This is a genomic window from Jiangella alkaliphila (assembly GCF_900105925.1).
GTDB lineage: Bacteria > Actinomycetota > Actinomycetes > Jiangellales > Jiangellaceae > Jiangella > Jiangella alkaliphila.
This window is the reverse complement of record NZ_LT629791.1, coordinates 1,520,342-1,541,443: the sequence shown is the minus strand read 5'-3', so window position 1 is coordinate 1,541,443 and position 21,102 is coordinate 1,520,342. Positions and strand designations below refer to the sequence as shown.

Genomic DNA, 21,102 nt, shown 5'->3' with positions numbered 1-21,102 from the left:
CCGCTCGTCCCGCCCCCCGTGGTCCGTCACCCGGACCGCGGGGGCGGTTCGGGTCGCCTACTCGTCCGTGCCGGGCGCGCGGGCGCCGAGCTCTCCGTCGAGCCGCAGCAGGCCGGGGCCGTCGTCGCCGATGAGGTGCAGCCGGCCGAGGATCTCCGAGACCGTCGACTCCTCCTCGATCTGCTCCTCGATGAACCAGCTCAGCAGCGGCAGGCTGTCGATGTCGCCCTCGGCCTGGGACAGCCGGTACAGCGCGCGGATGGACTCGGAGACGTTCTGCTCGTGCGCCAGCGACGCCTCGAACGCGGTGACCACCGCGGAGCCGGGGTCCTTCGGCGCCGGGATGTCGCCGATCTGCGGACGGTTGCCGCGGTCGGTGACGTGCTGGATGAACTTGGCCGCGTGCACGCGCTCCTCGTCGGACTGGATGCGCATCCACGACGCCATGCCCGGCAGATTGGCGTCCTCGAGCGCGATGGCCAGCTGGAGGTACGCGATCGACGACTCGATCTCGAGGGTGATCTGCTCGGAGAATGCCTTGGCAAGCGTGTCGTTGAGCTTCATGAGGACGACGTTAACGCAGCTCAGAGCACATTTCCACGAAGTCGTGCCTACCCTTGGAAAGGTTCGCCGAACCTCTCCCCCAGTGTGACGGCGACCGGGATCGCGACGACCAGCATGACGATCGCCGCGCCGATCACCAGCGCCGTGAAGCCGCCGGACGCCACGACCAGCCCTGCCACCGGCGCGCCGCCGCCGGCGGCCAGCCCCATCGCCACCTCGCCCAGGCCCTCCGCCCGCAGCCGGTCCCGCCGCGGCACGCCCGCGGTCAGCAGCGCGCTCCCGGCCAGCACGCCCGCGTTCCAGCCCAGCCCGAGCAGGCCCAGCGAGACGAGCAGCGTCAGCCCGTCGTCGGCACCGGCGGCGCCGACCACGCCAGACGCCACCAGCAGCAGCGCAGCCGCGGTCGTCACGATGGCCGGGCCGGCGCGGTCGAGCAGCCGGCCGGAGACGATCGACGGGACGAACATGCACAGCGCGTGCACGCTGACGATGCCGCCGACCACCGCCGGGCCGTGACCGTGCCCGACGAGGTGCACCGGCGCCACCGCCATGACACCGACCATCACCAGGTTGGTGACGGCCAGCAGCGCGACCGCCCGCCACGGCACCACCGCTCTCCCCCACGTTGATCTTGGAGAAGTTCGCCGAATGCTGGGCGATATGCCCGATAGATGGCCGCCTTTCTCCAAGATCAACGTGAGGGGGGCGAGGAGGGCGGCGGCGGCGAGGAAGGCGACGACGGAGATCAGGTACAGCCCGGTCAGGTCCGGCAGGCCGAGGGCGGACGCGAGCCGGCCGCTGGCGGCCAGCAGGTTCGGCCCGGCCACCGCGCCGGCCGCCACCGCGAACAGCACGATGCCCAGCGCCCGGCCGCGGGTCGCCGGTCCGCCGGTCTCCGCCGCGGCGTAGCGGGCCAGGAACACCGACGCGTTGCCGACCCCGAACACCGCGCTGCCGGCCAGCAGCAGGCCGAGCCCGGCCCAGGCGGCCGCCGCCACGACGATCACGGCGCCGGCCACGCCGAGGAGGTAGCCGAGGGCGAGCCCAGCGGGCCGGCCCGCGCGGGCGCTGACCCGCGAGACCAGGACGGCGCCGACGGCGGAACCGGCGACGTGCACGCCGATGGGCAGGCCGGCCGTCGCCGGGTCGCCGGTGAGGTCGACGGCCAGCAGCGGACCGGCGAGGCCGCCGGCGGCCAGGCCGATGCTGCCGACGGCGGTGGCGGCGGTCAGCAGCGCCAGCCGCGTGCGGGTGGTGGGCATCGAATCCGTGGTGATCGTCATGTCCCCACGATCGGCGCCGTCACCCAGAGGCGTCCAACACCTGTTCGAGCGGCATCTACCGCCATGCGTTGTCAATCGGTAGGGTGTGTCTGGTGGCCGTGTCCGACATCGACACCCGGTTGCTGCGGCACTTCGTCGCGGTGGCCCAGGAGCTGCACTTCGGCCGCGCCGCCGCCCGGCTCTTCGTGGCGCAGCAGGCGCTCAGCCGCGATGTCGCCCGCCTCGAGCGCGAGCTCGGCGTCCGGCTGTTCGACCGCACCACCCGCCGGGTGACGCTGACGGCGCCGGGCGAACGGCTGCTCGCCCACGCCACCGAGCTGCTGGCGCGGCACGACGCCATGCTCGCGGAGCTGCGCGACACCACGCGGCCGCTGCTGGTCGACGTCATGCACGACCGCTCGACCGCGCAGCGGGTGCTCGACGCGGCCCGGCCGCTGGCGCCCGGCGCGGAGCTGGAGGCGCGGTTCCACGGCGGTTGCGACGCCGCGGTGCGCGCCCTGCTGGCGCACCGCGTCGACGTCGTGTTCGGCCGGCTGAGCGGGGTCCGGGCCACGCTGCCCGCGGACCTCACCCGCCGGCCGGTCCGGCTGGAGCCGCTGGGCCTGATGGTGCTCGACGACGACCCGCTCGCACGCCACGACACCATCCCTATGGCCCTGATCCGGGGCCGCACCATCGACACCAGCGGCGGCAACCCCGAGGCGCCGGAGTGGACCGGCCTCGGCGCGGAGCTGGTCGGCGAGCACGGCGGCACCGTCGCTCCGGACCACCACCCCGGCATGGCCGCCGTCGCCGCCGCCCCGCCGGAGGAGACCGCCCACCACATCCGCAGCACGGGCTGGCCGGTGCTCGCCAAGACCGACGCGGCGCCGATCCCCGGCACCGTCGTGCGGCCGCTGACCGATCCCGTCCCGCTCTACCCGTGGACCATGGCGCACCGCGACACGCTGCGCCATCCCGGCGTCGACGCCCTCCACCGGGCGCTGGACCGGCTGATGCCGGCCGAGGGCTGGCTCGACCCGCCGGCCGGCGCCTGGTTGCCGGCCATCGACCGCTAGAACGGGCCCCCGCCGATCCAGGTGTCGGCGACCAGCGGGACGCCGGGGCGGTAGGCGAGGTGGACATACGACGGGGCCTCGAGGACGGCGAGGTCGGCGCGCGCGCCGGGCGACAGCCGTCCGACGTCGGTGCGCCGCAGCGCCGCAGCGCCGCCGGCCGTCGCCGCCCAGAGCGCCTCGGCCGGCGTCATGCGCATCTCGCGGACCGCCAGCGCGACGCAGAACGGCATCGACGACGTGAAGCTGGAGCCGGGGTTGCAGTCGGTGGCCAGCGCGACGGTGACGCCGGCGGCCAGCAGCCGGCGGGCGTCCGGGTAGGGCGAGCGGGTGGAGAACTCCACGCCCGGCAGTAGCGTCGCCACGGTGCCGGAGCCGGCCAGCGCGGCGACGTCGGCGTCGTCGAGGAACGTGCAGTGGTCGGCGCTGGCGGCGCCGAGCTCGCAGGCCAGCTGGACGCCCGGCCCGGGGCCGAGCTGGTTCGCGTGCACGCGAGCACCCAGCCCGCGGCCGAGGCCTGCCGTCAGCACCGCGCGGGCGGCGTCGGCGTCGAACGCGCCGGTCTCGCAGAACACGTCGATCCACCGGGCGTACGGCGCGCAGGCGTCGAGCATCGGGCCGGTGACGAGGTCGACGTACGCGGCCGGGTCGGACTCGTACTCGGCCGGCACGACGTGCGCCCCGAGGTAGGTCGTCTCGTCGGTGTGCTCGGCGGCCAGCGCCAGCGCGCGGGCCTCGTCGGTCACCGTCAGGCCGTAGCCGCTCTTGATCTCGACGGTGGTGGTGCCCTGCCGGCGCAGCTCGCGCACGAGCCGGGCGAGGTTGAGGCCGAGGAGTTCGTCGGGCGCGGCCCGGGTGGCCGCCACGGTGGTGCGGATGCCGCCGGCGGCGTACGGCGTGCCCGCCATGCGCGCGGCGAACTCGCCCGAGCGGTCGCCGGCGAACACGAGGTGGGCGTGGCTGTCGACGAAGCCGGGCACGACACAGCGGCCGTCGAGGTCGATACGGGAGTCGGCGCTGGGTGCGGCGGGGGCTGGGCCCACCCAGAGCACCTGGCCGCCGGAGTCGGCGATCATGGCGGCGCCGGAGATCTCGCCGAGCGGCGACCCGTCGCCGAGTGCGGGGTCGTTCGTGACCAGCAGACCGATGCCGTCGAGGAGTGTCGTCGCCACGACGGGAGCCTAGACCGAGCGGCTCAGGTGGTGCTGGAGGCCAGAACGCCCCACGTGACGAGCTTCTCGCGAAGCTCGGCCGGCGGGATCTCGTAGAGGAGGGCGGCGAGCGAGATGTCCTCGGCCCGGATGGTGAGCACCGGGCTGCCGAAGTCGTTGCGCTGCCGTTGGATGGATGCGATGAAGGTGGCGAGTCGTTCGGCCTCGGGCGGTGCGTTGCGCAGCGCGTCGAGGTCGAGGACCACCTTGCCCTCCTGCGCGGGGATACGGGACCGGGCGCCGTCGGACACCAGGGTGTCGATCGGGACGCCGTAGAACTCGGCGAGCTCAGCGATGCGCCGGATCGACGCCACGCGGTCACCGCGTTCGTAGGAGCCGACCACGACAGCGCGCAGCCGGCCACCAGACTTCTCCTCGACGGCTTGGAGCGAGAGCCGGCGACGCTTGCGCAGCGCGCGCAACCGTGCACCCACGACCTTCGCGAAGTCCTCCTCAGTCGAGTCCGGACTGCCGTCGTTCATCGTCGAGCTCCCCAAAGGTGCCTCGTCCTCCGTACTGATCCGCCCGCACCAGCACGCCTGCGCCGCCCCCCTGGCAGGGTCCCGGACAACGCCCGGGACAGATCAGAGAATACCGGGCATTCGTGGCCGATTGATCACCGGCCGTCCGCGACTTTGTTCAGCTGGCATGCTAAGAGGTGAGACGAGCACACGCCAATGACACGTGTTCCACGTCACACCATACGCAGCGGGACTCCTGGGTTGCGGGCCTGCTCCAGTACCACCTGGGCAGGCAGTGGTTTGGACATGAAGAACCCCTGCGCGCGGTAACAACCGAGGTCGAGCAGGGTCGTGACCGCCGCCGGGTCCTCGACACCCTCGGCAACCGTGGTCAGGTTGAAGGCCTCGGCGAGCCGGACGATCGCGGCGACGATGGCGCGATCGCCACTGCTCTCGGCCAGTGCCGAGACGAAGCTGCGGTCGATCTTGAGGATGTCGACCGGGAGCTGTTTCAACTGAGCCAGCGAGCTGTACCCGGTGCCGAAGTCGTCGATGGCCAGTGTGACGCCCAGGCCGCGCAGCCCGTTGAGGGTGGCCTGCACGTCGTCGATGTCGCGCATGACCGTGCTCTCGGTGATCTCGATGCCCAGCTCGGCCGGCGCCAGGCCGTAGCGGCCCAGCAGCGTGGCGACGAAGCCGACGAAGTCGGCGCTGATCAGCTCGCCGGCGGAGATGTTCACCCGGACCAGCGGCGGCGGCACCGGCGACGTGCGCTTCCACGCCGCCAGCTGCCGGCAGGCCTCCTCGAGCACCCAGCGGCCCAGCTCGGCCGACAGGTTGATCTCCTCGATGACGGAGATGAAGGCCTCGGCCGCGAGCAGCCCGCGCTCGGGGTGCTGCCAGCGCACCAGCGCCTCGACGCCGGTCATGCGGCCGTCGCGGAGGTCGAACTCGGGCTGGAAGTACAGCCGCATCTCGTTGTTGCTGATGGCCGAGCGCAGCCGCAGCTCGAGGTCGGCGCGCACGAGGATCTTGGATCGGAGGTCGTCGTTGAACACCACTACGGAGTCTCCACCGCGCTCTTTGGCCTCGAGCAGCGCGACATCGGCGTTGCCGAGCAGCTCGTCGACCGTGCTGGGCATGTCCCCGTTGACCACGACGCCGATGCTGGCACTGCGGCTGATGGCGTGACCACCCACTTCGAGCGGCACGGCGACACGATCGAGGATGCGCCGGGCGGCCCGCTCGGCGGCCGACGTCGACGCGATGTCGTGCAGCACGATGACGAACTCGTCGCCGGCCAGCCGCGCGACGACGTCGTTGGGCCGGACGGAGTCGCGCAGCCGTTGCGCCACGCCTTGGATGAAGTGGTCACCGACGGTGTGGCCCAGCACGTCGTTGACCGTCTTCAGCCGATCCATGTCGGCGAAGAGCACGGCGAGCGGGGCCCGGGGATCGGCCGCCAGCACCTCGTTGAGATCTTCGACGAACGCCCGGCGGTTCCACAGCCCGGTCAGCTCGTCGTGGTACGCATGGTGGTGCAGGCTCTCCTCGGCCGCGACCCGGGCGTCGAGCTGCACCAATAACGAGGCGATGGCGCGCAGCGCCCGCACCTCGGCCCGAGTCCAGATGCGGTCGCCGAAGTGGATGAGCCCGAGGACGCCGCGGGTGGTCTCGCCCTGGATCAGGGGGACGGTGGCCATGGACACCTGCGGGATGCCTGAGCCTGCCTCGACGCGGTCCTGATAGTCCTGCTGGCCGTCACCCGGCCGCAGGATGAACGGATCGCGCAGGTCCTTGATCATCGCGAAGATGGGGTCGTCGGTGTCCCACGGGACCACGCCCAGAGGGTCGGGGTCGGGCACGTTCTCGCGGCGCGGCCACTCGTCGACCAGCACGCTGGCCTTCAGCGACGGGTCGTTGTGCCGTAGAAGACAGGTGTCGGCCTCGAAGTACCGGCCGAGCTCGCCCAGCACGCGGTACGTCGTCTCGGCGAGGTCGGTGGCCGTGACGGCCATCAGCTCCGATGCGACATAGCTGACCAGCGCGTCGAGCCGCCCGTGCTGGCTGGGCATCTCGCTGGTCTCCATGACCGCCGCGCACAGCGACCCCGCCATTCCCAGCAGCCGGCGATCCTCCTCGGACCACTCACGGGTGCCCGCGCGGACCAGGCAGACGCTGCCGCGGAAGTCGTGGTGAGTCAGCGCGGTCCCGAGCAACTGGTAACCCGGGATCGCGGACGACTCGACCGTGCCGTCGCCCGCCTGCTGAACGACCAGCGCGGTGAGCTCACGGATGGCGTCGCGCATCGCCGAGATGCCCGCACCGCCGACACCCGCGGCCGCGGCGCTGCCCCATGACACGATCGGCATGCCGCCCTCGACCGCCAGGATGTCTGCGGAGATGCTCTCGGTCGCCTCGGCCAGCGACTGGAGCAGCGGCTGCATGGTCTCCGGGTCCATCTTCATAGGTCTCCCCGTGCCGTCAGCGCGTTCGGACGTTACGATCGGCGGGCAGGCGGCGGCTCCGAACGCTGATCGTTGGAGCGTATCCGATCCGCATGACGAGAGCGATGGGTCGGTCCCCGGTGCTGGTCAGAGCGCCGAAATCACGGTGCAGCGCCTGCAGCCGCGGTGCGTAGCGCGGCGAGAGCTCCACATAGTCCGCCTCGTCGACGGCGAAGATGAAGACCGGCGACATCGCCTGCACGGCCAGCCCGCGCCGCTGCGCCTCGATCCACACCCGCTCGGCCGCCTGGCCACCGCGGACGTAGTCGCCGGGTGTCGCGGCACCGACCGTGACGACCACCAGGCCGGACGTCGTCTCGACGCGGTCGCGGGTGGGCTCGCCCAGAGCCCGGCCGAGATCCTGCCGGGCGAGAACGGCCATGACGTCGGCCCGCCTGGCGACGGCGAGCTTGGCAAGGTCGGAGTCGTCCAGCTCCAGCGTACGGACGTCCAGCCCCCAGTCGAGCGGGTCGACACCGGGCCAGCGCAGCTCGCGCATCATCTCCCGATGCAGGTGCTCGGTGAGGTAGCGCAGCCGGTCCGACTCGCCCAGCAGCTCGGCCAGCTCGCGCAGGCGGGACCGGTCGGTGACGATCTCGGCCTCGGCGCGTTCGTCCAGGGCGGCCTGGCGCAGCGCCGGCACGATGTCGCCCGGCAGCTGCGTGGGCTCGGTGAGGTGCCGGTTGGAGACGCGGTCCAGCATCGGCTCGTAGAGGGCGGCGAGCTCGGCGGGACCGCCCTGGCCGAACCGCAACCTGGCCACCGCGTCTGAGCCGGAACCATCCGGGAACAGGTCGACGACGCCGAGGATCCCATGCCTGGCGGCGGCGACGCGTGCGTTGAACAGGGCCGCACCGAGCGCCACGTGACTACCGCGGTGCGCGACGTCCAGCGTCGAGGTCTGCGCGTGATCGAGCTGGAGCTCCAGGCCGGCCGCATCGAGGACGAACCGCCAGGGCTGGGTGTTGCCGCCCGAAGGGGCCAGCCTGGCGGCGTGCACGACCGCGGCCGGAGCCTCGGGCGGAGCGGGCTCCGGCGCGGGGTCGCCGCCGGCCGCCGGCACCGGGTCGCCAGGGGGCTGTGGCGCTGCGATCTTGGCGAGCATCGCCTCGAGATCGACCCGGATCCGGCCCGACGGCAGCGGCTCGCCGAGCCCGAGCTTGCGCACAGCCACGGCGACCGTGGCGGCGCCCAGGCTGACGTCACCGCCCAGCTGCGGCCAGGTGCTCAGCGTCTCGTCGACCTCGGTCATCGACGCGGCCATCACGGCCGACAGTTCGTCCGGCTCCAGGACGCGCAGGACGTAGGGGATCTTGTCGTGGGTCGACAGTCCCATCAGATCGGCGGGCCGGACATCACCGAGGAGCCCGTGGAACAGCGGCCGGTCCGGTTCGACGTCGTACCGCTCGATGTCGAGCATTCCCCGCTCGTTGGACTCCATGATCAGCGGGATCCGGCGGCGGCGAGCGGCCTCGCGCACGGCGAGCTTGAGATCGAACGAGTCACACTCCTCGACCACGAGGTCGAGACCTTCCATGAAAGCGTCGGTGGCGCTTACGTCGAGGCCGGCCGGTTCAATCTGCACGTCGAGGTAGGGATCGAGCTCGGCGATCCGGCGCGCCAGCACGACCGCCTTGTTCACGCCCAGATCGAAGACCGTGCCGGGGATCCGGTTCAGGTTCGACAGCTCGATGTGGTCGAAGTCGGCGAGCCGGATCCGTCCGCAGATGCTCTCGAGCGCCAAGGTGTACGCGATGGCGTGCCCGACGCTGAGCCCGACCACCCCGACGGAGAGCCGCCTGAGCCTGCGCTGTTCCTCGGCGGTGATCTTGTTGCGGTTGCGGTCCGACCTCAGGGCCTGGAAGCCGCCGGGCCCCAGCAGGTGTACGAGGGCCCGTCGCCACGGGTAGTAGTACCAGCGGGTGGGCTCGTCCAGGTGCGCGGCGTCCGGGCTCGGACGAAGCCGGGCGAGGTCGCCGCGCTGCCGCTCGATGGTGTCGATCACCTCGATCGCGGGGTCGCCGGTCAAGGCGGCCAGACGTTGCCGATCCTCGACGTGGATCGGCCGCCAAGCCTCGTCAGTGGCGTGTGTCATCGCCCGCCTGCCGCCGTTCGTCCAGGTAGAGGGCCAGCTGGTCCGGCGCGCAGCGCTCAGGCGAACCCGAGACATGCCACCAGAGGAACGTCGTGCGGTAGCGCGCGTCGGGGTAGGCGGCCAGGACGATGCCGGGCAGCGACTGCGCTCCGGACTGCGCCCAGCGGGGGGTGGCATGCTCGGCCGCCGTGCCGAACGCGTACGGGACGCCCACCACGTGCATGGCGTGCAGGTACGACCGGGCCAGCAGGTCGGCCAGGCCGGACTTCTGCTCCGACTCGGGGTCGACCCAGGCGCCCTTCATCTCCATGACGCCGTCCGCCAGGACGCTGTCGATCCACTCGGCGACCAACGCGGCGGAGTACGGCTCACTGGCGAACTCGGACGGCGCATGGGCGCCGCTCACGGCCTCGAGCCGGCCGTTCGTGTACCAGCCGGCCCGGACGACGTCGTGGTCGTCGATCGCAACGGCGAAGAACGGGGTGCTGGACTCGGACGTCGTGTCCGGGATGCGGAGGGCGTTCTCGACGTGGTACCGCTGATAGGTCCGCCGGGCCCCGGCGACGTAGTCCTGCCAGAGGTCGAACCGGCGTGACGGCGTGAAGAAGCACAGCCGCATTCCCGTGACCTGGTCGCGGAAGCCGTAGAGCTCCTCGATCGGCGTGGCGGGGTGCTTGATGCGGCGGGGGCTGGGGGTCATGGCATCCACACCTGGCTTCACGGCTCCGTCCGGTCTGCTGTATCTGTACCGTTTGCGCCGTTCACGCTATAGATGCCATAGTGCCCGACTCGGCGCGAGGGTAACGCCGGAATGGAGAACGCGACGGGTGCCTGCCCCCCAACAGACCCGCCGCGTCTCCACCTTGCGGTAGCAGGACCAGCCCGCGGAAACCTGCCACCGCCCCGTTTGGGACGTGGTGCGAACGTCCCCGGACGCGCGCACCACGTCCCCTTTTCACGGCACGGCCTGTGCAGGGCGGAGGGCCGTACCGGTCCAAGGTCACGGCCCCGAAGCCGTGAATCGCACCTCCGATGCTCCCGGCCGCGAGGCGTCACTTTCGTGACATCCCCGGTCCCTCGCGGCCAATCCAACTTAATGGACTGGAGCACCTATTTGCCGGTGCGGATGTTGAAAAGAATAGACAGCGCAAACAGATCTCGCAACAACTACTTTGCGTAACAAAAAGTGACGGAGAGTAGCGGGATCGATCTTGGCCCAGGGTGACGCTCAGTGATCAAGAACTCACTCTCGGTTACGGGCTGAGCAGCAGCTCAGCGCCGTCACAGCCGGTCACCGGAGCACCCCGCCACGGACCTTCCCACACCCCGTCGCGACACCGGACAATAGCGCGCACACGCCCGCCGGAAAAGTGGAACGCGCGATTCTCTCCCTGATCCGCGACGCAATTCCGGGCGACGCTCCGGCCGCCCGCCAATTGCCCTCCGGACTTCGTCGCAAGGCACGAGTCGCCGGCCCGGACCGGGCCTACCGGGCACGACGTCGTACACATCCGCGAGTGGGCCGGCGCTGGGCAGCCCTGAACCGACCGGTGAACAGCACCTTGCCGCGCGTCATGAGACCGGTAAGAATTCATCGGAAATGTCTGGATCCCCGGCTTCCTACCGTGACGTCTTCGCCGCGACGGAGTTCCGCTGGCTGTGGCTGGCGCACCTACTCTCCGTGATCGGCGACCAGTTCGCCCGCGTGGCGCTCACGCTCCTGGTGTTCGATCGGACGGAGTCCGCCGGGCTGGCCGCGCTCACCTACGCGCTGACGTACATCCCCGACCTCGTCGGCGGCGCCGCACTGGCCGGGCTGGCCGATCGGTTCTCGCGCCGCGACGTCATGGTGGCGACCGACCTCGCCCGGGCGCTGCTGGTGGCCGTGATGGCGGTGCCCGGCGTGCCGCTGGCCGGCCAGATCTGCCTGCTGGCCGTCGTGCAACTGCTGGCGGCGCCGTTCTCGGCCGCGCGCCAGGCCGCGCTGCCCGACCTCCTGCAAGGCGACCGGCTGATGCTGGGGCTGGGGATCATCTCGATGACGTACCAGGCCGCCCTCGTCGTCGGGTTCGGCGCCGGCGCGGCGCTGGTGGCCGAACTGGGCGTGCACGCGGCGCTGCTTATCAACGCCGTGACGTTCGCCGTATCTGCCGTGCTGATCGCGCGGGGCATGCGGCCGCACCGGCCGACTCCTCCCGCGGAGAATGACCGCGCGGAGCGTCCCGGCCAGTGGGCGACCATCCGGGCCGGCTGGCAGGTCGTGGCACGCGACTCGCGACTGCTCACGCTGCTCGCGATCGCCTGTTGCTCCGGTTTCTATGTCGTGCCCGAGGGTCTCGCCGTTCCGTACGCCGCCGAGCTCGGCTCCGACGCCGCGGCGGTCGGCTGGCTGCTCGCGGCCAATCCCGTTGGCACGTTCCTGGGCATGCTCCTCCTACGACGGGTGCGGCCGGACCGCAGACTCGCGCTCATGGGCCCGCTCGCCGTCGCGAGCAGCGCGATCCTCATCCCGACCCCGTGGACACCAGTCCTGGCCGCCTCGGTGGTGCTGTGGACGCTCAGCGGAGTGTTCTCCGCGCACGACATGATCACTCAAGCCACCTACGTCGAGGCGGTGCCGCCGCATCTGCGTGGCCAGGCCGTCGGCCTGGCCATCGCCGCGCTGCGTGCGGCGCAAGGCTTCGCCATCGTCGTAGCAGGTCTCTTCGCCCAACTCGTCCCACCGTCGACGGTGATCGCCGTTGCAGCGGTCCTGGGCACGCTGGTCGCGACCACCGCAGCCGTGCGATGGGCCCGCATGGGGCCTGCCCACGCGCACCACCACGCACCAGGACCGAACCAATGACGACACCAGCTCACCGGGCGCGCTCGGTCGAACCGGCACCCGGCGTCGCGTCAGCTCCAGGTCGTGTCACGCACCGCAACCGCCTCCCTTCCCACATCTGCTCGTCGTCGCCTCGTCCATCCGGGATCACGTCAGCTCCAGGTCGTGTCGCGCATCGCGAGTCCCTCCTTCCACACCTGCTCGTCGTCATCTGGTCCACGGGCTCCGGGTCAGCTCCAGGTCGTGTCACGCATCGCGAGTCCCTCCTTCCACACCTGCTCGTCGTCATCTGGTCCACGGGCTCCGGGTCAGCTCCAGGTCGTGTCACGCATCGCGAGTCCCTCCTTCCACACCTGCTCGTCGTCATCTGGTCCACGGGCTCCGGGTCAGCTCCAGGTCGTGTCACGCATCGCGAGTCCCTCCTCCCACACCTGCTCGTCGTCGCCTCGTCCATCCGGGATCACGTCAGCTCCAGGTCGTGTCACGCATCGCGAGTCCCTCCTTCCACACCTGCTCGTCGTCATCTGGTCCACGGGCTCCGGGTCAGCTCCAGGTCGTGTCACGCATCGCGAGTCCCTCCTTCCACACCTGCTCGTCGTCATCTGGTCCACGGGCTCCGGGTCAGCTCCAGGTCGTGTCACGCATCGCGAGTCCCTCCTTCCACACCTGCTCGTCGTCATCTGGTCCACGGGCTCCGGGTCAGCTCCAGGTCGTGTCACGCATCGCGAGTCCCTCCTTCCGGCACCTCGGTACGTCCGTCATCAGGTCGGGTCCGCTTCAGCTCCAGGTCGTGTCACGCATCGCGAGTCCCTCCTTCCAGCACCTAGGCACCTCCGTCACCAGGTCGGGTCCGCTTCAGCTCCACGTCGTGTCGCGCACCGCGATCGCCTCCATTCCCACAGCTCGTCTCCTCGATCACGGGGGCTACTTCAGCTCCAGGTCGTGTCGCGCATCTCAACCGCCTCCTTCCCGGGCCTCGTCTCGGCCATCACCAGCAGCTCAACGCCACGTCGTGTCACGCATCGAAACCGTCCCTCCACTCGTGCCGCGAGAACCAACCGGATCGTCCCACTTCGGATTCATTGTCCCCATCCGGGTTGGGACAGATGTGGACACTTCGGGTTAGGATGTGGCGCAAGATCAGCAAGTACGGCAGTCTGCACAGCTAAGGGCGGGTGCACGGCTTGACTCGAAGACTCTGGCGATGGTGTCGCAGCTGGTCGCTGTGGCAGCTGCCGAGGCCTCTCGTCGTCCTGATCGTCGTGATCGTGGCGGCCTCGGTCCTCGCGAGCTCAGCGACGGCCACGCTCGTGCCGATCGACGACCGCGACCTCGTTCGGTTCGGCGTGCTGTTGGGCTGCTCCTGGATCGCTATCGAGCTGACGCGGCATATCGAGCGTAAACGGGAATATTGGCGAAGTCCGACATCGGGTTACATCGACACGAAGTCCGTGTGGAGTTTCGCCGCCGTCATCGTGCTGCCGCCGCTGCTCGCCTCGCTGATGGTCGTGCTGACGTACACCCTCGCCTGGTGGCGCATCAAGCCACACGCGCGACCCGGGCTGCCGCACCGCTGGGTGTTCTCCTGCGCCACCGTGCTGTGCGGAACCCAGGCGGCCGTCGTCGTCCTCGAGGTCGGCATGGCGAGCTACCCCGGCGCTCCGGGCGCGGCGAGCATGGAAGGGCTGGCCGAGTTCGGCGTCATCGCCGCCGCCGGCGTCCTCCGGTGGGCCATCAACCTCGGCCTGGTCCTGGTCGCCATCGCGCTGGCCAGCCCGACCGCCCGGGCGCGGGACCTCTTCTCGAACATCGGCGAACAGGTCCTCGAGGCGGGCGCCCTCGGCCTCGGTCTCGTCACCGCCGCCGTCGTCGTGAACAACCCGTTCGTGCTGCCGGGCGTCGTCGTCGCGATGGTCGCGCTGCACCGTGGCCTGCTCGTGCACCAGTACCAACAGGCGTCCCGGTTCGACGCCAAGACCGGCCTCACCACGGCGAAGTGGTGGCACGAGTACGCCGAGCAGGCGTTCACCCAGTCCCGCAACCGGGGCCGGACGATGGGCCTGCTGATCGTCGACCTCGACCACTTCAAGGCGATCAACGACACCTACGGTCATCCGTTCGGCGACCGCGTCCTGCGGTCCGTGGCCAAGGAGCTGCTCGCCGAGGTGCGCGACGAGGACGCCTGCGGCCGGTGGGGCGGCGAGGAGTTCGTCATCGCGTTGCCCGAGGTCGGCAACGAGCACAACGTCCAGCGCGTGGCCGAGCGCATCCGCCGCCGCATCCAGTCGGTGGTGCTCGACCCGCCCGGGAACGACGACTCGGCCGACGTCGTCACCATCACCGCGTCGGTCGGCGGGGCGATCTTCCCGGCCGAGGGCATCAGCAGCCTCGACGAATTGCTGCTGGCGGCCGACACCGCGCTGTACGCGGCCAAGAACGGCGGCCGCAACACCGTCCGCCTCAACGGAGCCGGTGCGCCCACGATGCCGGTACGGCGGGCACTGCCGCAGCAGGCCGAGCCGCCGACCGCCGGCGCCTGACCCCGGGCCGGCGCCCGGGCGGCGCTCCGGGATGATGGGCCGATGCGCGCATTCATCGGGGCCGCCACCTCGGGCGGCCAGGGCGGTCCGGCGTCCGGCATCACCGTCGCCGACATCGAGAAGGGCGTGGTGACGCCGGTCGGCGAGCCCGCGCTCAGCGGTGTCGGCAACCCCATGTACCTGGCGTTGTCGCGGGACGGCCGGGTGCTCTACGCGATCCACGAGGTCGGTGCCGGCGCCGTCAGCGCCTGGGCGGTCGACGGCGCGGTGCCGCGGCCGCTGAGCGAACCGCGCTCGACCGGCGGCGACGGGCCGTGCCATCTCTCCCTGCATCCGAGCGGACGGTTCCTGCTGACGGCCGACTACGGGTCCGGCTCGCTGAGCGTGCACCCGATCGGCGCCGACGGGGCGCTGGGCGAGGCGACGCACGTCGTCCAGCACGAGGGCAGCGGCCCCGACCAGCAGCGGCAGGGCGGCCCACACGCGCACATGATCGTCACCGACCCGGTCCGCGGCCACGTCCTGGCCGCCGACCTCGGCACCGACACCGTCTACCGGTACGTCCTCGACGACGCCACCGGCCGGCTGTCGCTCGCGGACGAGATCGCGGTCGCGCCCGGCTCCGGGCCGCGGCACCTGGTGGTCCGCGACCGGTACGCGTACGTCGTCACCGAGCTGGCCTCGACCGTCACGGTCATCGACCTGGATACGCCGGAGGTGATCACCGACGTCGCGACGCACGTCGACGACGGGCGCGGGCCGAGCTACCCGTCGGCCATCCGGCTCGGCGCCGACGGCCGGTTCCTGTACGTGGCCAACCGGTTCGTCGACGACATCGCCGTGCTGTCCGTCGACGGTCCGGACGTCGCGCTGGTCGCGACCGTGCCGTGCGGCGGCAGTCACCCGCGCGACCTGGAGCTGGACCCGGACGGCCGATACCTGTACGTCGCGAACCAGTTCTCCGACCAGCTGGTGTCGTTCCGCGTCGACGAGCGCACCGGGGTGCCGGAGCCGACCGGACACGTGCTGAGCACGCCGAGCCCGGCCAGCATCCTGTTCGGCTGACCGGGCTGAGTGCTCAGGACCGGGAGCGCTGCCGCCGCGCCCGCCGGGCGCCCATGAGGGTGGCCGGCCGGGCGGCTCCGGGCACGGTGTCGTGCCCGACGGCCGGACGGTGCCGGCCGGGCGCGAGCCGGCGCCGGCGCCCGGGAGCAGCCGTCTCGGGCGCGACGTGCGCCTCGACGACGGGCGGCGGGGTCTCGCCGGTGATCGGCGGGTCGGGTTCGAGGCCGGAGATGTGCTTCGGCCGGGCGACGACGAACATCGCGCCGACGGCGAGCACGGACATCGCGAACATGACGGCCGCCATCGGCACCGCGGAACCGGTGCCGAACGCCCCGACCAGCGGTGCGCTGACCGCACCGACGGCGAAGTTCATGGCGCCGAGCAGCGCGGCCGCGGTCCCCGCCGACCGGCTGTGGCCGGCCAGCGCCAGCACCGGGATGTTCGGCATGGTGAAGCCGACCGTGGTGAGGATGACGAACAGCGGCACCGCGATGCCCCAGATGCCCAGCAGCCCGCTGACCGCGAACGCCACCATCAGCGCGGCCGCCACGGAGGCGACGACCAGCGCGCCGGCCACGATCCACTGTGGCCGGACCCGGCGGACCAGCCGGGCGTTCAGCTGCGTCGCGACGATCAGGCCGAGCGAGTTGATGCCGAACACGATGCCGTAGGCCTGCTCGGACAGCCCGAAGACGTCCTGGAACACGAACGACGAGCCGGCGATGTAGCCGAACAGCGACGCCATCATCAGCCCGCCGGTCAGCATGAGGCCGACGAACGTGCGCTCACGCAGGATCGAGCCGTACGTGCGCAGGGTGTCGGACACTCCGCCGGAGCGGCGCCGCTCCTCGGGCAGCGTCTCCTGCAGGCCGAACACGACGACGGCGACCAGACCCAGGCCGAGAGCGGCGAGCACCCAGAAGACGCCGCGCCAGTCGGTGAACTGCAGCACCTGGCCGCCGAGCGTCGGCGCCAGCACCGGCGCGACGCCGGTGACCAGCATCAGCCGCGACAGCAGCCGGATGGCCGGCATCCCGGTGTAGAGGTCGCGGACGACGGCCATCGACACGACGGCGCCGGCCGCGGCCGCCATGCCCTGCAGGACGCGGAAGACGCCGAGCACCTCGATGGAGGGTGCGACGGCGCACAGCAGCGACGCCACGACGTGCGTCAGGGTGGCGGCGATGAGCGGACGGCGGCGGCCGACGGCGTCGGACCACGGCCCGAGGATGAGCTGGCCGACGGCGAACCCGAGCAGCGTTCCGGTGAGCGTGAGCTGGACCTGGGCCTCGGTGGCGCTCAGGTCGCCCGCGATGTCGGGGAACGCGGGGAGGTAGAGGTCGATGGTCAGCGGTCCGAGTGCGGTGAGCGCTCCGAGCACGAGGATCCGGCGGATCATCGTGCCGCGGGACAGGCCGGTGGCGCCGTCGGCGTCCGGCACGGCGCTGGTGCGCGCAGACAAGGGCAAGCCTCTTCCAGAGGTAGAACGCAAAGGGGGATACGGCGCGCGACTGCTGCGGCGCGGACACCGACATGCACAACTGTGCCAGAGGCGCCTGACATTCCGACAGTGCGTTTTCTGTGACGCGGCGTACAGCCCCAGCGTCAGCGCAGCAGCGGCGCGACGGCCTTCCAGCCGGGGTCGGGCCGGCTCTGGACGGCGGCGGTGCCGTGCGTCCACTGCTGCAGCACCGCGCCGACCGGCGCGGGGTCGATCTCGAGCCCGTCGACGTAGAGGTGCACGATGATCTTGCCCTCGCCGGTGACCCGGCCGACGTGCACGACCTGCGGCCCCTCGCCGCCGAGCTCGGTGATGACCCGCTCGACCAGCCGCTCGGCGTCGTCGAGCAGCCCCTCCTGCGGCGGCATGCCGTCGGGGCCGGGCGAGTAGTCGAGCACGATCGCGACGTGGGTGTCGGCCAGCGGCCGCTCCACGCGGTCGAGCGGACGGCGCACCAGCGCGACGATGGGGCCCTTGCGCCCGCTGCCGCGCAGCAGCGCCCAGACGTCGTCGGACGGGCGCAGCTGGTCGACGACCGTCCCCAGCATCGACACCGCGATGGCGTCCATCGGCGGGTCGGCGGAGACCTCGACCTCGCCGATCCACCGCTCCGCCTCGTCCTCGCCGAGCGCGGCGTCGAGGCCGTGGAACGCGACCGAGAGCCGGTGCTCCTTGTCCAGCAGCGGGAACAGCGGGTGGTGGATGACGACGTCGAGCCGGCTGCGCTGCGGGTCGACGCGGGTGCCGGCCACCAGCTCGCGCAGGTCGATGTCGTAGTCGTCGACCTTCATGACGACGGAGTCGAACAGGGCCGGGTCGGCCCGCCGCACCGGCGCGAACTCGACGTCGGGGTCGTCGGGCGCCGCCAGCACCCAGCGCTCGGCCAGCCCGCGCAGCTCGGCCTTGCCGCCGCTGGAGACCACCAACATGAACGCCTTCGCCGAGCTCGGCGACAGCTCCCAGTTGAGGGACGGGTCGATGGCGGCGACCGGCGGGCGGAGCAGCTCGATGAGGTCGTCGGAGCGCTTCTCGTCGAACGCCGCGATGACGTCGTCGCGATGCTCGGACCACCATGCCCAGAACTGGGCGATCGCCGGCCGGGGGTCGTCCGGCACCTTGGTCTTGCGGCGGAAGATCGCCATCTTGGCTCGTCTCTACGGCGGCGGCTGATCGCGTCGACGATCACGGGTCGAGAGGAGCATCATAAGGAGTGCGGGATCGACCCGGTGTCCTCCGAAGGAGGTGGGGGTCATGACCATGCCGACTCCCGACATCGAACAGCACCCCGACGTCGCCGTCATGAGGCACAGGTACGACCAGATCGCCGAGACCCCGGTGGCGCAGTCCGCCGACGGCCTGACGTTCCTGGCCGGCCTCTATCTGGCGATGTCGCCATGGGTGGTCGGTTTCTCCGGCCACTCCGCGCTCACCATGACCAACCTGTTCACCGGCATCGCCGTCGCCCTGCTGGCGGCCGGGTTCGTGGCCGCCTACGGCCACCTGCACGGCATCGCCTGGGTCGCGCCCATCATGGGCGTATGGGCCATCGTGGCGCCCTGGGCCGTCGACGGCGGCACCCCGGAGAACGCGGCCATCGTGAGCAACATCATCGCCGGCGCCGTCATCGTGTTGTGCGCCCTCGCCATGATGTCCGGCGGCATGCGCCGGACGCGCTCCTGAACAACGGACCTCGGGCGGCGGCGCCCTTCCCCGATCCCGCGCGCCGTCGCCCGGGCACCGCTCGGCCATGATGGCGGCCATGGAGTTCGCCGACGTCGTCAGCCGCCGCCGCATGGTCCGCAACTACACCGACGACCCGGTCGACCCGGTGGTGGTCGACCGCATCGTCGGCAACGCGCTGCGCGCGCCCAGCGCCGGGTTCAGCCAGGGCTGGGCGTTCCTGCGCCTGGACACCCCCGCCGACGTCGCCCGCTTCTGGGCCGCGGCCACGCCGCTCGGCAAGGGCAGCGACGGGTGGTCCGCCGGGCTGCGCCGGGCGCCCGTGCTGATCGTGCCGATGTCGTCGAAGGCCGCCTACCTCGACCGGTACGCCGAACCCGACAAGGGCTGGACGGACCGCGACGAGTCCCGCTGGACGGCGCCGTACTGGGACATCGACGCCGGCATGGCCAGCCTGCTCATGCTGCTGACCGTGGTCGACGAGGGCTTGGGCGCCTGCTTCTTCGGCGTGCCGCCCGAGCGGATGGCCGACTTCCGGGCCGCGTTCGGCGTGCCGGACGAGTTCAGGCCGATCGGCGTGGTCAGCATCGGCCACCGCGCGCCGGACCGGCTGTCGCCGTCGCTGAGGCGCGGCCGCCGCGACCTCGACGCCGTCGTGCACCGCGGCCGCTGGGACGGCTGAGCGGGTCAGCGGCGGCCGGCCAGCTCGCCGTACGTCGCCGCGAGGCCGGCCCAGTCGGGCTCCAGGGCCGCGACGTCGCCGCCGCCGAGGTGGATGGCGAGCGCGTCGAGCATGGTGTGCCAGCCGGTGCAGTAGTCGACGGCCGGCTCGGGGCGCAGCGGCCGGTGCAGCAGCACGAGGACGGTGCCGTCGCCGGCCGGGCTGAGCTCCCAGCGCACCGTCGACTCAGGCTCGCCCGGCCAGCGCCAGGTGTGCTCGAGCGCGACCGGCGGCTCGACCGCGAGGACGACGCCGTCGGCCACGCCCTCGTCGCCGAAGTCGTACCGCACGGCGCCGCCAACGACGGCCTCGATGCGGACGCCCGGAACCCAGCGGTCCTGCTGGTCCGGGTCGACCAGCGCCTGCCAGACGCGGTCGGGACGGTGGGAGAGGCGGCGTTCGAACCGCACCTGCCAGGCGCCGTCGTCGTCGACGCCGAACGTGCCGCGCCGGTCGTCGGCGGGCGGCGGAGCGTCGGGAGCCGTGGTCATGGGATGTCCTTCCATCGTTCGTCCAGGTGTGCTTCGAAGGCGTCCAGCCGGGCCGCCCAGTTGTCCCGCGTGCGCTCCAGCCAGCCGTCGACCTCGGCCAGGCCACCGGGTCGCAACCGGTACAGCCGCCGCTGCCCGGCGCCGCGCCACTCGACCAGCCCGGCCTCTCGCAACACCCGCAGGTGCCGCGAGACGGCCGGCCGGCTGACGTCGAACTCGGCCGCCAGCTCGCCGGCGGTGCACTCGCGGCTGGTCACCAGCTCGAGCAGCCGGCGGCGCGTCGGGTCGGCCAGCGCCTCGAACACGTCAGTGGCCATTCGCCATTTGTAACTCACGAGTTACGTAACTGTCAAGTTACGCGAGTCCCGCCACCACCCTCAGCGAACCACGTTGATCATGGAGAAGTCGGCCCCATCGTGCTCCGGCAGCCGCCCTTCTCCATGATCAACTTCTGCGGGCGCGCAGCGCGGGGCCGGGGACGGGGCGAGCGGCGGGCGCTAGCCGGCGAGGTCGACGATCCGGGCCGCTTGCGTCGTCCGGAATCGGTAGTCGACGCGGCCGGAGAGGGCGGTGCCGAAGCGGCCCGCGTCGGTCTCGATGCGCAGCCAGTCCCTCCGGTGGACGGAGATGGTGACGGCGACGCGTCCAGGGTGGCCGACCGGCAGGTCGACCTGCTTGGCGCCGGCGGCCCACACCAGCAGCCGGTGGCCCGTCACGACGATCGTCGCGGACACCCGGCGCCGGCCGTCCAGCTCACGCCGCGCGGTGCGCAGGTCGTGGTAGGTGATCGTGCCCTGCACGGCCTCCTCGATCAGCAGGATGCCCTCGTCGGCCAGCTGGTCGCGCAGCGCCGTCGACAGCCGCCACTGCACGTCATCGGGGGCTCGGGCCGGGAGCTGCTGCCCGCTGACCGGAGGCAGGTCGGCGAGCAGCGCCCGCAGCTCGCCCCAGGTCTGCGCGCCGAGCGCGGCGCCGGTGCGCTGCGCGTGCTCGTCGGCGCTGAGCCGGCCCGCGGCGAAGTGCTCGCTGAGCAGGTCGAGGGCGGCGTCGCGCTCGCGGGTGCCGACACGCAGGTGGTCCGGCTCCCCCGGGTCGCTCACCTGC

18 protein-coding genes are annotated in these 21,102 nt (G+C 71.7%); 6 read left to right on the top strand and 12 right to left on the bottom strand.

What is annotated here, in order from left to right; translation table 11 throughout:
* Window positions 1-57: 57 nt before the first annotated feature.
* Together BLV05_RS07155 and BLV05_RS07150 are read right to left on the bottom strand one after the other, a co-directional pair.
* Window positions 58-564, bottom strand: coding sequence for a ferritin (locus tag BLV05_RS07155; RefSeq protein WP_046767829.1), 507 nt, complete (start codon window positions 562-564; stop codon window positions 58-60).
* 47 nt (window positions 565-611) lie between these two features.
* Window positions 612-1,847 carry an MFS transporter gene (locus BLV05_RS07150; RefSeq protein WP_046767828.1) on the bottom strand — a complete coding sequence of 412 codons (1,236 nt, stop codon included), beginning with the start codon at window positions 1,845-1,847 and terminating at the stop codon, window positions 612-614.
* Between the two features lie 92 nt (window positions 1,848-1,939).
* Here BLV05_RS07150 and BLV05_RS38140 point away from each other — a divergent pair, with 92 nt between their 5' ends.
* Window positions 1,940-2,905: a LysR family transcriptional regulator gene (locus BLV05_RS38140; protein WP_152690653.1), complete on the top strand. Its 966-nt coding sequence runs from the start codon at window positions 1,940-1,942 to the stop codon at window positions 2,903-2,905.
* Here BLV05_RS38140 and hutI read toward each other — a convergent pair.
* The 5 genes from hutI to BLV05_RS36465 form a co-directional block, all read right to left on the bottom strand.
* Window positions 2,902-4,074 (bottom strand): imidazolonepropionase, encoded by a 1,173-nt coding sequence (gene hutI, locus BLV05_RS07140; RefSeq protein ID WP_046767827.1) that lies wholly within the window; start codon window positions 4,072-4,074, stop codon window positions 2,902-2,904. The genes BLV05_RS38140 and hutI overlap by 4 nt on opposite strands.
* Before the next feature lie 23 nt (window positions 4,075-4,097).
* Window positions 4,098-4,595 (bottom strand): helix-turn-helix domain-containing protein, encoded by a 498-nt coding sequence (locus tag BLV05_RS07135; protein WP_046767826.1) that lies wholly within the window; start codon window positions 4,593-4,595, stop codon window positions 4,098-4,100.
* A 212-nt stretch (window positions 4,596-4,807) separates the two neighbouring features.
* Complete coding sequence (locus BLV05_RS07130) at window positions 4,808-7,042, bottom strand: putative bifunctional diguanylate cyclase/phosphodiesterase (RefSeq protein WP_082155071.1); 2,235 nt, start codon at window positions 7,040-7,042, stop codon at window positions 4,808-4,810.
* 16 nt (window positions 7,043-7,058) lie between these two features.
* A complete protein-coding gene (locus BLV05_RS07125) occupies window positions 7,059-9,176 on the bottom strand; it encodes an Rv1355c family protein (protein WP_046767825.1) in 2,118 nt (705 codons plus the stop codon).
* Window positions 9,160-9,876: a hypothetical protein gene (locus tag BLV05_RS36465; protein WP_046767824.1), complete on the bottom strand. Its 717-nt coding sequence runs from the start codon at window positions 9,874-9,876 to the stop codon at window positions 9,160-9,162. The genes BLV05_RS07125 and BLV05_RS36465 overlap by 17 nt, the downstream gene beginning before the upstream one ends.
* Window positions 9,877-10,776: 900 nt before the next feature.
* Here BLV05_RS36465 and BLV05_RS07115 point away from each other — a divergent pair.
* From BLV05_RS07115 to BLV05_RS07105, 3 genes are all read left to right on the top strand, one after another.
* The gene (locus tag BLV05_RS07115; RefSeq protein ID WP_046767823.1) at window positions 10,777-12,021 is read left to right on the top strand and encodes an MFS transporter; all 1,245 of its coding nucleotides are present in this window, start codon (window positions 10,777-10,779) and stop codon (window positions 12,019-12,021) included.
* A gap of 1,430 nt (window positions 12,022-13,451) precedes the next feature.
* Window positions 13,452-14,540 carry a GGDEF domain-containing protein gene (locus BLV05_RS07110; protein ID WP_197683564.1) on the top strand — a complete coding sequence of 363 codons (1,089 nt, stop codon included), beginning with the start codon at window positions 13,452-13,454 and terminating at the stop codon, window positions 14,538-14,540.
* A gap of 42 nt (window positions 14,541-14,582) precedes the next feature.
* Window positions 14,583-15,605 (top strand): lactonase family protein, encoded by a 1,023-nt coding sequence (locus BLV05_RS07105; protein WP_046767822.1) that lies wholly within the window; start codon window positions 14,583-14,585, stop codon window positions 15,603-15,605.
* A gap of 13 nt (window positions 15,606-15,618) precedes the next feature.
* Here the strand turns inward: BLV05_RS07105 and BLV05_RS07100 are convergent, their stop codons facing one another.
* On the bottom strand, window positions 15,619-17,067 hold the full coding sequence (locus BLV05_RS07100) for a multidrug effflux MFS transporter (RefSeq protein ID WP_197683563.1): 1,449 nt from the start codon (window positions 17,065-17,067) through the stop codon (window positions 15,619-15,621).
* Window positions 17,068-17,210: 143 nt separating this feature from the next.
* A complete protein-coding gene (locus tag BLV05_RS07095) occupies window positions 17,211-18,248 on the bottom strand; it encodes a hypothetical protein (RefSeq protein WP_052762290.1) in 1,038 nt (345 codons plus the stop codon).
* Between the two features lie 109 nt (window positions 18,249-18,357).
* On the opposite strand from BLV05_RS07095, the gene BLV05_RS07090 reads away from it, so the two are divergent.
* Together BLV05_RS07090 and BLV05_RS07085 are read left to right on the top strand one after the other, a co-directional pair.
* Window positions 18,358-18,786, top strand: a complete 429-nt coding sequence (locus BLV05_RS07090; RefSeq protein WP_046767821.1) for an SPW repeat protein — start codon at window positions 18,358-18,360, stop codon at window positions 18,784-18,786.
* 79 nt (window positions 18,787-18,865) lie between these two features.
* Window positions 18,866-19,468 carry a nitroreductase family protein gene (locus tag BLV05_RS07085; protein WP_046767970.1) on the top strand — a complete coding sequence of 201 codons (603 nt, stop codon included), beginning with the start codon at window positions 18,866-18,868 and terminating at the stop codon, window positions 19,466-19,468.
* A gap of 5 nt (window positions 19,469-19,473) precedes the next feature.
* On the opposite strand, the gene BLV05_RS07080 is transcribed toward BLV05_RS07085, so the two are convergent.
* The 3 genes from BLV05_RS07080 to BLV05_RS07070 form a co-directional block, all read right to left on the bottom strand.
* The gene (locus BLV05_RS07080) at window positions 19,474-19,998 is read right to left on the bottom strand and encodes an SRPBCC family protein (protein ID WP_046767820.1); all 525 of its coding nucleotides are present in this window, start codon (window positions 19,996-19,998) and stop codon (window positions 19,474-19,476) included.
* Complete coding sequence (locus BLV05_RS07075) at window positions 19,995-20,315, bottom strand: ArsR/SmtB family transcription factor (RefSeq protein WP_046767819.1); 321 nt, start codon at window positions 20,313-20,315, stop codon at window positions 19,995-19,997. The genes BLV05_RS07080 and BLV05_RS07075 overlap by 4 nt, the downstream gene beginning before the upstream one ends.
* Window positions 20,316-20,495: 180 nt before the next feature.
* Window positions 20,496-21,098 carry a DUF1707 SHOCT-like domain-containing protein gene (locus tag BLV05_RS07070; RefSeq protein ID WP_046767818.1) on the bottom strand — a complete coding sequence of 201 codons (603 nt, stop codon included), beginning with the start codon at window positions 21,096-21,098 and terminating at the stop codon, window positions 20,496-20,498.
* Window positions 21,099-21,102: the final 4 nt, after the last annotated feature.

Coding starts and splice junctions, on each gene's coding strand:
- BLV05_RS07155 (WP_046767829.1), bottom strand. CDS start 564: ATGAAGCTCAACGACACGCTTGCCAAGGCATTCTCCGAGCAGATCACC.
- BLV05_RS07150 (WP_046767828.1), bottom strand. CDS start 1,847: ATGACGATCACCACGGATTCGATGCCCACCACCCGCACGCGGCTGGCG.
- BLV05_RS07135 (WP_046767826.1), bottom strand. CDS start 4,595: ATGAACGACGGCAGTCCGGACTCGACTGAGGAGGACTTCGCGAAGGTC.
- BLV05_RS07130 (WP_082155071.1), bottom strand. CDS start 7,042: ATGAAGATGGACCCGGAGACCATGCAGCCGCTGCTCCAGTCGCTGGCC.
- BLV05_RS07125 (WP_046767825.1), bottom strand. CDS start 9,176: ATGACACACGCCACTGACGAGGCTTGGCGGCCGATCCACGTCGAGGAT.
- BLV05_RS36465 (WP_046767824.1), bottom strand. CDS start 9,876: ATGACCCCCAGCCCCCGCCGCATCAAGCACCCCGCCACGCCGATCGAG.
- BLV05_RS07115 (WP_046767823.1), top strand. CDS start 10,777: ATGTCTGGATCCCCGGCTTCCTACCGTGACGTCTTCGCCGCGACGGAG.
- BLV05_RS07105 (WP_046767822.1), top strand. CDS start 14,583: ATGCGCGCATTCATCGGGGCCGCCACCTCGGGCGGCCAGGGCGGTCCG.
- BLV05_RS07095 (WP_052762290.1), bottom strand. CDS start 18,248: ATGGCGATCTTCCGCCGCAAGACCAAGGTGCCGGACGACCCCCGGCCG.
- BLV05_RS07090 (WP_046767821.1), top strand. CDS start 18,358: ATGACCATGCCGACTCCCGACATCGAACAGCACCCCGACGTCGCCGTC.
- BLV05_RS07085 (WP_046767970.1), top strand. CDS start 18,866: ATGGAGTTCGCCGACGTCGTCAGCCGCCGCCGCATGGTCCGCAACTAC.
- BLV05_RS07080 (WP_046767820.1), bottom strand. CDS start 19,998: ATGACCACGGCTCCCGACGCTCCGCCGCCCGCCGACGACCGGCGCGGC.
- BLV05_RS07075 (WP_046767819.1), bottom strand. CDS start 20,315: ATGGCCACTGACGTGTTCGAGGCGCTGGCCGACCCGACGCGCCGCCGG.